This is a genomic window from Burkholderia sp. E168m22 (assembly GCF_001319805.1).
Lineage (GTDB): Bacteria > Pseudomonadota > Gammaproteobacteria > Burkholderiales > Burkholderiaceae > Burkholderia > Burkholderia orbicola.
In genome coordinates, this window is sequence record NZ_BBSK01000112.1 from 90,513 (window position 1) to 102,818 (window position 12,306).

The 12,306-nt window shown below is 67.1% G+C and carries 12 protein-coding genes; 6 read left to right on the forward strand and 6 right to left on the reverse strand.

The window, feature by feature from the left end:
- The first annotated feature begins 172 nt into the window (after window positions 1-172).
- The 5 genes from kdgT to AP428_RS26375 all read left to right on the forward strand — a co-directional run bounded on the left by kdgT (window position 173) and on the right by AP428_RS26375 (window position 6,170).
- Complete coding sequence (gene kdgT, locus AP428_RS26355; protein ID WP_011548620.1) at window positions 173-1,192, forward strand: 2-keto-3-deoxygluconate transporter; 1,020 nt, start codon at window positions 173-175, stop codon at window positions 1,190-1,192.
- 141 nt (window positions 1,193-1,333) lie between these two features.
- The gene (locus AP428_RS26360; RefSeq protein WP_011548621.1) at window positions 1,334-1,630 is read left to right on the forward strand and encodes a hypothetical protein; all 297 of its coding nucleotides are present in this window, start codon (window positions 1,334-1,336) and stop codon (window positions 1,628-1,630) included.
- Between the two features lie 79 nt (window positions 1,631-1,709).
- Window positions 1,710-4,094, forward strand: coding sequence for a DNA polymerase II (locus tag AP428_RS26365; protein WP_011548622.1), 2,385 nt, complete (start codon window positions 1,710-1,712; stop codon window positions 4,092-4,094).
- Window positions 4,095-4,606: 512 nt separating this feature from the next.
- Entirely contained in the window at window positions 4,607-4,933 is a 327-nt protein-coding gene (locus tag AP428_RS26370) for a DUF4148 domain-containing protein (RefSeq protein ID WP_041489673.1), read from the forward strand.
- Between the two features lie 109 nt (window positions 4,934-5,042).
- Window positions 5,043-6,170, forward strand: a complete 1,128-nt coding sequence (locus AP428_RS26375) for a J domain-containing protein (protein WP_011548624.1) — start codon at window positions 5,043-5,045, stop codon at window positions 6,168-6,170.
- A 45-nt stretch (window positions 6,171-6,215) separates the two neighbouring features.
- Here AP428_RS26375 and AP428_RS26380 read toward each other — a convergent pair whose 3' ends face one another.
- The 6 genes from AP428_RS26380 to AP428_RS26405 all read right to left on the reverse strand — a co-directional run bounded on the left by AP428_RS26380 (window position 6,216) and on the right by AP428_RS26405 (window position 11,820).
- On the reverse strand, window positions 6,216-7,121 hold the full coding sequence (locus tag AP428_RS26380) for a LysR family transcriptional regulator (protein WP_011548625.1): 906 nt from the start codon (window positions 7,119-7,121) through the stop codon (window positions 6,216-6,218).
- A gap of 79 nt (window positions 7,122-7,200) precedes the next feature.
- On the reverse strand, window positions 7,201-8,445 hold the full coding sequence (locus tag AP428_RS26385; protein WP_011548626.1) for an acyl-CoA dehydrogenase family protein: 1,245 nt from the start codon (window positions 8,443-8,445) through the stop codon (window positions 7,201-7,203).
- 40 nt (window positions 8,446-8,485) lie between these two features.
- Complete coding sequence (locus AP428_RS26390) at window positions 8,486-9,244, reverse strand: SDR family NAD(P)-dependent oxidoreductase (RefSeq protein ID WP_011548627.1); 759 nt, start codon at window positions 9,242-9,244, stop codon at window positions 8,486-8,488.
- A 7-nt stretch (window positions 9,245-9,251) separates the two neighbouring features.
- Window positions 9,252-10,016 carry an SDR family oxidoreductase gene (locus tag AP428_RS26395; protein WP_011548628.1) on the reverse strand — a complete coding sequence of 255 codons (765 nt, stop codon included), beginning with the start codon at window positions 10,014-10,016 and terminating at the stop codon, window positions 9,252-9,254.
- 78 nt (window positions 10,017-10,094) lie between these two features.
- Entirely contained in the window at window positions 10,095-11,126 is a 1,032-nt protein-coding gene (locus AP428_RS26400; RefSeq protein ID WP_006480030.1) for a phosphotransferase, read from the reverse strand.
- 19 nt (window positions 11,127-11,145) lie between these two features.
- Complete coding sequence (locus AP428_RS26405; protein ID WP_011548629.1) at window positions 11,146-11,820, reverse strand: histidine phosphatase family protein; 675 nt, start codon at window positions 11,818-11,820, stop codon at window positions 11,146-11,148.
- A gap of 169 nt (window positions 11,821-11,989) precedes the next feature.
- On the opposite strand from AP428_RS26405, the gene AP428_RS26410 reads away from it, so the two are divergent.
- The gene (locus AP428_RS26410) at window positions 11,990-12,196 is read left to right on the forward strand and encodes a DUF1737 domain-containing protein (protein ID WP_006480032.1); all 207 of its coding nucleotides are present in this window, start codon (window positions 11,990-11,992) and stop codon (window positions 12,194-12,196) included.
- The last annotated feature ends 110 nt before the right edge of the window (window positions 12,197-12,306 follow it).

Here is a 12,306-nt window from a genome sequence, read left to right on the forward strand (position 1 = left end):
CGCTCGATCCTGCGCGACGGTCGTCACAGTCGTCACCTCGGCGCCGGCCGCGTCCAGATGATACGACGACCATCGAAATTCACGAAAACGGACCACCGTTCCGAATCATGTCCTATAGTCAGTCAGCAGACATCATTCGACAACGGGACGCATCGACGTCCACGGAGGAGACGTGAAGCTGAAACAGGCCATCGACCGCATTCCGGGCGGACTCATGCTGGTGCCGATGCTGCTGGGCGCGTGCGTGCACACGTTCGCACCGAACGCCGGCAAGTACTTCGGCTCGTTCACCAACGGTCTGATCGCGGGCACCGTGCCGATCCTCGCCGTCTGGTTCTTCTGCATGGGCGCGACGATCGACCTGCGCGCGACGGGTGTCGTGCTGCGCAAGTCGGGCACGCTGCTCGCGACGAAGATCGTGGTCGCGTGGCTCGCGACGGTGATCGCCGCGCGGTTCATCCCCGACGACGGCATCCGCACGGGCCTGTTCGCAGGCCTGTCGCTGCTCGCGATCACGACGTCGATGGACATGACCAACGGCGGCCTCTATGCGGCCGTGATGCAGCAATACGGCACCAACGAAGAGGCCGGCGCGTTCGTGCTGATGTCGATCGAATCGGGGCCGCTCGTCAGCATGCTGATTCTTGGTGCGGCCGGCGTCGCGGTGTTCGAGACGCGGCTCTTCGTCGGCGCGGTGCTGCCGTTTCTGATCGGTTTCGTGCTCGGCAATCTCGACGTGGAGTTGCGCGAATTGTTCGGCCGCTGCGTGCATCCGCTGATTCCGTTCTTCGGCTTCGCGCTCGGCAACGGCATCGATCTGAACGTGATCGCGAAGAGCGGGCTACCGGGCATCGCGCTCGGGCTCGCGGTGATCGTCGTGACGGGCGTGCCGCTGATTCTCGCGGACAAGTTGCTGGGCGGCGGCAACGGGACGGCGGGGCTGGCCGCGTCGTCGACGGCCGGCGCCGCGGTCGCGAACCCGGCGATCATCGGCGAGATGATTCCGAAGTTCAAACCGATGGTGCCGGCGGCGACGGCGATCGTCGCGACCGCGTGCCTCGTGACGGCGATTCTCGTGCCGATTCTGACGGCGATGTGGGCGAAGCGGGCGGCCAGGGCGTCAGGGGTGCCGGTGCGGGTCGTGACGCGGGCGGCGCATGGTGGGGCGATCGAGCACGAGGGGCATGTTTGAGGGGATGCCGGTTCGGGTCCGGCCTCAGGCACCGACCATCCTGGCGGCCGCTCGCCATGCCCCCGCGAACGCTCACCTTCAGGTAGGCTCCGGAATCCGGCTCACACGTTGCCCAAGCCGGCGTTTTCCGGAGCGCCTTCCATGCCCACCGCCGTCCTGCTGCGTACCCGCCATTCGCACCTCTATCCGGGCAGCATCGTGACGCTCGACCACGATGCGCCGCGCACCGCCAAACCACACCCCGCCGTCATCGAATTCGCGGACGGCTCCGGCGCCACCGCGACACTATCCCGCGTCGGTGACGATACCCTCGAACTTGCCGTAGACGAATACGTCACGCAGAAGCGCCACGCGATCGTCGCGCGTCGCTGGTCGCTGCGGCCGATCGATGCGGCCCGCACGGGATGGCGCATCACGCACCGGCTTCCTGCCACCTGATGCCATGGCGCCGCTATCGGCGCGAACCGCTTCCAGGCGCTAAAATCCGCCGCCTGGGCATCCACGACGAGCAAGCGTTTTGACGGCGTTCGAGCAGGGCTTCATCCTTACCCGCCACTGGCGGGACACCGCATCCGGCATCGAGATCGAGTTCTGGCTGGCAACCGAACACGGTCCGCGCCGCGTGCGGTTGCGCCCGCAGGAAGCCGTCGCGTTCATCCCGGCCGAACAGCAGGCACTCGCCGAACGCGCACTGGCCGGCGAGCGCGAAGCCGAATTGCGGCCGCTCGCGCTGCGCGACTTCCGGCAACGCCCGGTCGTCGGCCTCTATTGCAAGCGCTACCGGCATCTGTCCGGGCTCCAGAAGCGGCTCGCCGCCGCCGGCGTCGACGTCTACGAAGCCGACGTGCAGCCGCCCGACCGCTACGCAATGGAGCGCTTCATCACCGCATGCGTGGCGTTTCGCGGCCAGCCCGGCCGCGACGGCACGCTCACCGGCGGCGAGCTGAAGCCCGCAACCGGTTACCGCCCTGCGCTACGCTGCGTGTCGCTCGACATCGAAACCAGCGTCCACGGCGAGTTGTACTCGATCGCGCTCGAAGGCTGCGGACAGCGCCAGGTCTACATGCTCGGGCCACCGAACGGCGGCGCGAGCGGCAGCGCAGGCACCCTCGACTTCGACCTCGACTACTGCGACAGCCGCCCCGCGATGCTCGCGCGGCTCAACGACTGGTTCGACCGGCACGATCCCGATGCGGTGATCGGCTGGAATCTCGTGCAGTTCGACCTGCGCATCCTGCATGCGCACGCGGAGCAATACGGCATCCCGCTGAAGCTCGGGCGCGGCGGCAGCGCGCTCGACTGGCGCGCGCACGGCCAGCAGCCCGACCACTTCTTCGCGGGCGCGGCCGGCCGGCTGATCCTCGACGGCATCGACATGCTGAAATCCGCGACGTGGACCTTCCCGTCGTTCAGCCTCGAATACGTGTCGCAGTCGCTGCTCGGCGAAGGCAAGTCGATCGACAACCCGTACCAGCGGATGGACGAGATCCAGCGCCGCTTCGAGCACGACAAGCCCGCGCTCGCGCGCTACAACCTGAAGGACTGCGAACTCGTCACGCGCATCTTCGACAAGGCCGACCTGCTGTCCTTCGCGCTGGAACGCGCGAGCGTCACGGGCCTCGCGGCCGATCGCACCGGCGGCTCGGTCGCGGCGTTCACGCACCTGTACCTGCCGCGCATGCACCGGCTCGGCTATGTCGCCCCGAACCTCGGCGACGTGACGGGTCAGAACAGCCCCGGCGGCTTCGTGATGGATTCGCGGCCCGGGCTGTACGACTCGGTGCTCGTGTTCGACTACAAGAGCCTCTATCCGTCAATCATCCGCACGTTCCTGATCGACCCGGTCGGCCTGATCGAGGGGCTCGCGAATCCTGGCGACGATGCTTCGGTGCCCGGTTTTCTCGGTGCGCGCTTCTCGCGCACCGCGCACTGCCTGCCCGACATCGTGCGCCGCGTATGGGAGGGCCGCGACGACGCGAAGCGGCAGCACAACGCGCCGCTGTCGCAGGCGCTGAAGATCATCATGAATTCGTTTTACGGCGTGCTCGGCTCGACGGGCTGCCGCTTCTTCGACCCGCGCCTCGCGTCGTCGATCACGATGCGCGGCCACGAGATCATGCACCGCACGCGCACACTGATCGAAGCTCAGGGTTACGAAGTGATTTACGGCGATACCGATTCGACGTTCGTATGGCTCGGCCGCGCACATGACGACGACGAAGCCGGCGCCAAGGGCCGCGCGCTCGTCGAGCACGTGAATCGCTGGTGGCACGTCCACCTACGCGAACAGTTCGGGCTCGACAGCGCGCTGGAGCTGCAATACGAGCGGCATTACCGCCGCTTCCTGATGCCGACCGTGCGCGGCGCGGAAGAAGGCAGCAAGAAGCGCTATGCGGGGCTCGCGGCAACGGCCGACGGCGGCGAGGATCTCGTGTTCAAGGGGCTCGAAACGGTGCGCACCGACTGGACGCCGCTCGCGCAGCAATTCCAGCGCGAGTTGTACCGGCGCGTGTTCAGGCGCGAACCGTACCAGGATTTCGTTCGCGACTATGTGCGGCGCACGCTGGCCGGCGAATTCGACGACCAGCTCGTCTACCGCAAGCGCGTGCGCCGGCCGCTGCGCGAATACGAGCGCAACGTGCCGCCGCACGTGCGCGCGGCACGCATCGCCGACGAGTTCAATCACGCGCAGGGCCGGCCGCTGCAGTATCAGCGCGGCGGCTGGATCAGCTACGTGATGACGACGGCCGGCCCCGAGCCGCTCGAAACGATGCGTTCGCCGATCGACTATGCGTTCTATCTGAGCCGCCAGCTTCAGCCCGTCGCCGATGCGATCCTGCCGTTCCTGCGCGACGATTTCGAACGCGTGATCTCCGGGCAGGGGCAGTTGTTCGGCGATTGAAGGGTCACCCTCCAGCCCGCGCCGACTGCGCACGCAACCCATTCTTTCGGGCAGTTCGTCGTGCGTCGACCATGGGTCTACCAATCGATCCGCAGCCGCATCGACCGGCATTCGCGCGCACCCACCTGCCGCACGACAAGTAAAACCGATTGCCTCGATCAGGAGTCCAGCCTGGACGCTGGGCCGGCCGGTCGCACTGGCCACGTACCGGATCATTGGCCGCACGACCGATGCACGCACCTACCGCTGAGCTACGCAGGCCCAAGCGGCACCATCGATGCGATCGCGGCCGCCACGCCGCGCGCGTCGGGAACGGTCAATGCGGCAAGCACCGCCGCAGCAATCACCGATGCGTGATCGCCACGGCATGCGCGTTGCGCACTCCCACGCATTCTGGAACACAGCTCGCCAGGAATCGCCGTTTATCCGGCCGTTCCGGGTTCCTAAACTTGCTCCGTCGGTTCGACCTGCCCCAATGCGCCGAACCGCAAACGAAACTGTCTGAGGAAATCGTGAAATCGCTCATCGTTACCATCGCCGCCGTCGCCACTACAGCCATCGCGCTGCTCGCCGCACCGACCATGTCGTACGCACAATCGCCGTCGCACTCGACGCTCACCCGCGCGCAAGTGCGCCAGGAGTTGCTCGACCTCGAATCGGTCGGCTACAACCCGACGATCGGCGACGGCGACAGCTATCCGGACGACATCGTCGCCGCGCAGGAACGCCTGGCCGCGAAGCGCCTTGCCGAACACAAGCGCGCCGAAGCGGCCTACGGCCCGAACGGCGCACCGGGTTCGGATGCCGGCGCGCCGGCAGCGGCGGCCGTGACGCACTGACGCGCCGCCGGTCGCCGAGAGGACGCCCCCAACTCCGCGCCGTCCCGTGGGGCATGCGGCTAAAATACCGGCCTGCCGCGCGTCCCGCCGCGGCCGGAGGACACTCATCATGACCGCACGTCGCGGTGCCGCGGTCGCCATCGCACCCGGCCACGAGACAGCCAGCCTGTCGAAAGCCCAGCAAACGTTCAATACGCTCGTCAAGCAGATCGAAAAGCGGCGCGAGCGGCTCGGCGCGTGGGAAGCCGTGATGCCGGCGTTCCAGAAGAAGTTCGTCGATGGGTTGTTGCCGCTCGAACAGGAAGCGACGGCGCTGCGCATCCGGCTGATCCATCTGCTCGACGACGCGTTCCTGCAGAAGGGTCTGAGCAAGGCCGAGCAGCGCACGCTGTCCGACCTGATCGTGGATATGGCGGGTGATTTGCTCGACGTCAGCGACGACGCGACGTTGAAGATCATCTACAACCGGCATGCCGGCCCCGCGCACACCGGCCACGAAGCGGCCGCTCCCGAGCCCGCCAAACCGGGACGGGAACAGGAGCCCGAACCGCAACCGCCAGAAGGTCTCGACACGCTGTCGCCCGAGGAACTCGCCGAACGCCTGCAGGCCGAACTCGACGCCCAGTTCGAGCGCGACATGGCCGCCCACGCGGCCCGCGAGGCGCAGCGCGCGAAGCGCAAGAAGGCACCGAAGCAATCGGCGGCACAGGCGCGCATCGAAGCCGAGCAGGCCGAATCGAACAAGTCGATCCGCGAGATCTATCGCAAGCTGGCCAGCGCGCTGCATCCCGATCGCGAACCCGATCCGCAGGAGCAGCAACGCAAGACCGTGCTGATGCAGCGGGTCAACCGCGCCTACGAGAAGGGCAACCTGCTGCAACTGCTCGAACTGCAGCTGGAGATCGAACAGATCGACCGGCGTGCGATCGACGGCCTCAGCGAAGCGCGGCTCACGCGCTACAACGGCATCCTCGAGGAACAGCTGCGCGAACTCGATCAGGAGATCGTGCACGTCGAGAATGATTTCCGGCGCACGTACGGGATCGCGTCGTCCACCAAGGTTGCGCCCGATACCGTGCTGCGCATGCTGGCACGCGACATTGCCGGCACGCAGCGGAGCAACCAGGACCTGAGCGTCGCGCTGCGCGAGTTCGAGGACCCGGATCAGGTCAGGAACTGGCTGAAGGACATGAAGCGCCGGCCGGCATCGTCCCGCTTCGACGACGATTCGTATTGAGTCGGCAAGCGCCGGGGGTAACGCGCGACGCGCACGCCCCGCCCATCACCGCACCTCCCCCATCCCGCCCATCAACGCCATCAACTGCTCGCGCAGCCACTGGCTGCCCTGATCCTGATCGGCACTGCGATGCCAGTAGCAGAAGTAGTCGAGCCCCGGCATCTCGAACGGCAGTTCGAGAATCCGCGCCGGATAGCGCTGCAGCAGCCGCAGCGGCGCCGTCAGCGCGAGGTCGCTGCGCATCGCGATCAGCGGCGCGACCATGTAGTGCTGCACGCGCATCTGGATGTTGCGGCGCAGCCCGAGCCGCGTCAGTTCCGCGTCGACGTGCCCGCTGCCCTTGCGGCGGCTCGATACGTGGATGTGGCCCATCGACAGGTAGTCGTCCATGGTCAGCGTATCGCCCTTGAACGGGTGATCGTCGCGGATCATGCACGCGTAGCGGTCCTGCACGAGCAGCGCCTGGTGCAGATGCGGATCGCCGATCAGCGGCGCGTCGATCGCGATGTCGACCGAGCCGTTCGCGAGCGCGGTCGCGACTTCGCGGCGGTCCATCGTGTAGCTGCGCACGTGCATGCCGGGCGCATGCGTCTGCAGCAATTCGCCGAGCGCGGGCAGCAACAACGCCTCGGTCAGGTCGCTCATGCTGAGCCGGAACACGCGCTCCGACGAAGCCGGATCGAACACGTCGCCTTCGTGCGCGCTCGAATCCAGCAATTGCAGCGCCTCGCGCACGCGGCCGACGATGTTCTCGGCCATCGGCGTCGGCATCATCCCGGCTGGCGTGCTGACGAACAGCGGATCGTTCAGCGTCTTGCGCAGCCGCGCGAGCGCGTTGCTGACGGCCGGCTGCGTGAGGTTCAGCACCTCGGCCGCGCGCGTCAGGTTGCGCTTGTTGTAGATCGCCTCGAATACGACGAACAGGTTCAGATCAATCTTCGAAAGGCGCATCGCCGGATCTCCTTGCCGGCATCTTAATACGGCGTGCGCCTCCCGTTCACCCACGTCGCGCTCCCGTGCGGCGCGGCGCTCAGCCGCGCGGCGGCGGCGTCAGGTACGGCGTCGTCGCGCCGGGTTCGCCGCCCTTGATCTCCATCCGCGCGATGGCCTGCAGGTGCACCTCGTCCGGACCGTCGGCGAAGCGCAGCGCGCGGCCCCAGGTCCACAGGTCGGCCAGCGGCGTATCGGGGCTCAAGCCCGCCGCGCCGAATACCTGCATCGCGCGGTCGCATACGTCCGTATAGACGGTCGGCACGAGCGCCTTGATCATCGAGATTTCCTTGCGCGCCGCCTTCGCGCCGACCTTGTCGATCATCCACGCGGCCTTCAGCACCAGCAGGCGTGCCTGGTCGATCTCGATACGCGAGCGCGCGATCCATTCGCCGACCGTGCCGTGCCGGTTCAGCGGCTTGCCGAACGCGACGCGCGACTGCGCGCGGTCGACCATCAGCTCCAGCGCCAGCTCGGCCGCGCCGATCGAGCGCATGCAGTGGTGAATACGGCCCGGCCCGAGGCGCGCCTGCGCGAGCGCGAAGCCGCTGCCTTCCTCGCCGAGCAGGTTGCGCGCCGGCACGCGCACGTTGTCGAACGTGATCTCGCAGTGCCCTTCCGGCGCGTGGTGATTGACCACCGTGATGTTGCGCACGACCGTCACGCCCGGCGTGTCGCGCGGCACGAGGATCATGCTCTGCTGCTGGTGCGACTCGGCCTCGGGATCGGTCTTGCCCATCACGATGAAGATCTTGCAGTTCGGATGCGCGGCGTTCGTGATGAACCACTTGCGGCCGTTGATCACGTACTCGTCGCCCACGCGCTCGATGCGTGTCGTGATGTTGGTCGCATCCGACGACGCGACGTCGGGCTCCGTCATCGCGAACGCCGAGCGGATTTCCCCGCGCAAGAGCGGCAGCAGCCACTGTTCGCGCTGCTCGGGCGTCGCGAACATGTGCAGCAGTTCCATGTTGCCGGTGTCCGGCGCGTTGCAGTTGAACACTTCCGACGCCCAGCTCACGCGCCCCATGATCTCGGCGAGCGGCGCGTATTCGAGGTTCGTCAGGCCCATCCCCGGCTCGTCGTCCTTCAGGTGCGGCAGGAACAGGTTCCACAGCCCTTCCGCCTTCGCGCGTTCCTTCAGTTCCTCCATGAACGACACCGGATACTGGCCCGCGTGCACTTCGTCGTTCCACTGGCGGATGCGCGGCACGATGTGCGCATCCATGAATGCGCTCACGCGTTCGCGCAGTGCTTCCACTTTCGGGGTGTAGCCAAAGTCCATGATCGACTCCTCGAGATTTCCGTGTTTCCGTTCGTTCGGTTCAGAAGGCCGAGACGCCGCCGTCGACGGCGACGGCCTGCCCGGTCAGATACGTGTTGTCCTTCGCGCACAGCATCAGCATCGTCGCGACGATTTCGTCGGGCCGGCCGAGCCGCTTCATCGGCGAGCCCTGCGCCAGAAAATCCTGGCGCTCGCCGATCTCGCTGTCGGTGACCATCGGCGTCGTGCTGTAGAACGGGCACACCGCATTCACGCGGATGCCGTGGCGCGCGTATTCGAGGGCGGCCGTCTTCGTGAGCCCGACCACCGCATGTTTCGACGCCGCATACGCGGCCAGCTTCGGCGCGCCGCCGAGCCCGGCCATCGACGCGACGTTCAGGATCACGCCTTCGCGCTGCGCGAGCATCTGGCGGATCTGGTGCTTCATCCCGAAGAACACGCCCTTGGCGTTCACCGCGAAGTTCAGGTCGAGATCGGCTTCGTCGGTGTCGATCAGCGCCTTCATCGGCGGCGCGATGCCCGCGTTGTTGATGCCGACGTCGAGCCGCCCGAATCGCGCGACGGCTTCCTGCACCAGCGCGGCGACCTCCGTTTCGACGCGCACGTCGCAGCGCTGCGCGATCACGTCGGCGCCGGCCGCGCGCAGCGGCGCGGCCACGCGTTCGAGCGCATCGCCGTTCAGGTCGCCGAGCGCGAGCCGCGCGCCCATCGCGGCGAGTTCGCTCGCGAGCAGCGCGCCGAAGCCGCTCGCGGCGCCGGTGATCATCACGGCCTGGCCGGCGTAGCTGTCCAGTTTCATCGCGCGCTCAGATCGTCAGGCCGCCGTCGACGACGATGCATTCGCCGTTCGTGTAGCTCGCCGCATCCGACACGAGATACAGCACGGTGCCGGCCATTTCGCGCGGCTCCGCGTGGCGGCGCAGCGGAATCTTCGTCATCCAGGTTTCGTAGATGTCCTTGTCCGCGAACAGCGCGCCCGCGAACTTCGTCTTCGTGAGCCCCGGCAGCAGCGCGTTCACGCGGATGCCGAGCGGCCCGCATTCCTTCGCGAACGCCTTCGTCATGTTGACGACGGCCGCCTTCGTGATCGAATAGATGCCCTGCCAGTCGCCCGGCTGCAGCGCATTCACCGATGCCGTGTTGACGATCGCGCCGCCGCCGTGCGTCTTCATCAGCTTGCCGGCTTCGACCGACATGAAGAAGTACCCGCGGATGTTCACGTCGACGGTCTTCTCGTACGCGGCGAGATCGGTATCGAGGATGTGCCCGAAATACGGGTTCGCAGCGGCGTTGTTCACGAGGATGTCGAGGCGGCCGTGCTTGCCGCGGATGTGTTCGAACGTCGCGGCGATGTCCTCCAGGCGCCCGACGTGGCACGCCAGCGCCTCGGCGCGGCCGCCCGCCGCGACGATCGCGTCGGCCACGGCCTGGCAGTCGTCGAGCTTGCGGCTCGACACGATCACGTACGCGCCCTGCTCCGCGAGCAGTTTCGCGATTTCCTCGCCGATGCCGCGGCTCGCGCCCGTCACCAGCGCGATCTTGCCCGTCAGGTCGAACAGGTTCGTTGCCATGTTGCTGTGCTCCTCCATTGATGGTGTTGTCGTATTGCCGCGCGGCGATCGTGACGATCGTGACCCTTCGCGGCGATCTCAGCGATGCGCGTCGATCACGCCGACGGCCAGTTCGGCCAGCCGGCCGGCCATTTCGCCGACGCGCAGCGCCTGCTCGCTCGATGCGTTGCCCTGCAACGCGCGCGCCTTCACGCCCTGCGCGATCGCCGCGAGCCGGAAGAAGCTGAAGGCGAGGTAGAAATGCCAGTCGCGGATCGGCGCGATGCCGCGCAGTTCGCAGTAGCGCGCGACGATCGCCGCTTCGTCGGGAATCCCGAGCGCCGCGCGATCCTGGCCCGCGAGCCCGCGCACCTGGCCGCCGGACGGCAGCCGCAGGCACATGCAGAAGTACGCGAGATCGGCGAGCGGGTTGCCGAGCGTCGACAGTTCCCAGTCGAGCACGGCCTGCACGCGATAGCCGTCGCGCGCGAACATCAGGTTGTCGATCCGGAAGTCGCCGTGCACCAGTGCGGGCCGGCCCGTATCCTCGGGACACGCCTTCGGCAGCCAGTCGATCAGCGTCTCCATCGCATCGAGGCGCCCGGTTTCGGCCGCGCGATACTGCTTCGTCCACACGCCGATCTGGCGTTCGAAGTAGTTGCCCGGGCGGCCGTAGTCGGCAAGGCCCACCGCGTCGACATCGACGTCGTGCAGCGCGGCCATCGTCCGCAGCAGTGCGTCGTAGCAGGTCGCGCGCTCGGCCTTCGGCAGTTCCGGCAGCGCAGGGTCCCAGAAGATCCGGCCGTCCTCGAAGCTCATCACATAGAACAGGCTGCCGATCACGTCGCGGTCTTCGCACAGGTGATACGGATGCGCGACCGGCACCGCGGTACCCGACAGCGCGGTGAGCACGCGGAATTCGCGGTCGACCGCGTGCGCGGATTTCAGCAGTTCGCCCGGCGGCTGGCGGCGCAGCACGTAGCGGCCGCTCTTCGCATTCAGCAGGAAAGTCGGATTCGACTGGCCGCCGGCAAACTTCTCCGTGTCGACCGGGCCTTCGAAGCCCGGCACGTGGGTTTCCAGATAGCGCGTGAGGCGGGCTACGTCGAGTTGCTGGGAAGGGTTCGTCATCGTCGCGATCGTTCGTGGGTCAGCCGTAGGTGCGCAGCGCGTGTCGTTCGGGGTCCTCCAGATGCGGGATGCCGTTGAACGACGCGAGGTGGAACGCCTCGGCGTTGAAGAAAAACTGCGAAAGACTGCTGTTGCGGATCTGCAGGTTCAGCGCGATCGCGCTCGACGGCGGGGCCGCGAGCACCTGCTGCACGGTGACCGCGATCGGGCCGCCGGAGCTCACCGCCAGTACGCGCTGGCCGCCGCCTGCGCGGATCGCCGCGCGCGCGTCGGCCACGCGCTGCTGGAAATGGGCCCAGGTTTCGGGAGCCGCATCGCCGAGCTTGTCCTCGGTCCACAGCTGCAGCACCTGCCGGAGCGCGCGGAAATGGTCCTTCATCGTGCCGGCCGCGAGCCGCGCGATCTCCGGGTAGTCGCTGGCGGCGGCCGCGAACAGCCCGTGGAAATCGTATTCGTTCAGGCCGGGATGGCGATCGACCGCGACGCCTTCGCGGCCCATCCCGCGCAGGATCGCGGCGACCGTCTGCGCATGGCGGTTCATCGTGCCGCAGATCACGCGGTCGAACGCCAGGCCCTGCCGCACGAAATATTCGCCGAGCCAGACGCCCTGCTGGTCGCCCGCCGCGGAAAGCCGGTCGTAGTCGTCGGTGCCGAATGACGCCTGCCCGTGCCGTACCAGAAAGAGTTCAGCCATTGCATGCCCGCCTGAGTGAAGGATTCAGCATAGCGAGCGGGCGACCATTTTTAAAATTTATTTGTTGAATGAACTGGCATTCATGATGTAAATGCCCCTGCCTTCGCAGATGGCGTGGCTTTGTCCGACTTATACTGCCCGATCCGCCCCCTTCACAGGAGTCCCGCCCATGTCGCATTCCCCGCCCAACGACCTGCCCCGCTATCGTTTGCTGACGGGCAAGGACGACGCCACGTTTTGCCACCGTGTGTCGGATGCGCTGGCGCTCGGCTATCGCCTGTACGGTTCGCCCGCCGCCACCTTCAACGGCGATCACGTCGTCGTCGCTCAGGCCCTGCTCTGGCCGGACACCGCCGGCACGGACGCCGGCGCGTAATCCCGGTCGCCCGCCGCGCACCGTCCGATGCGGCAGCGGCGCCCTACGGAACGATCGTCCCCTCGCGGCACGCGAATTGCGACAGCCGACACCGTGTCGAATAAATCCAG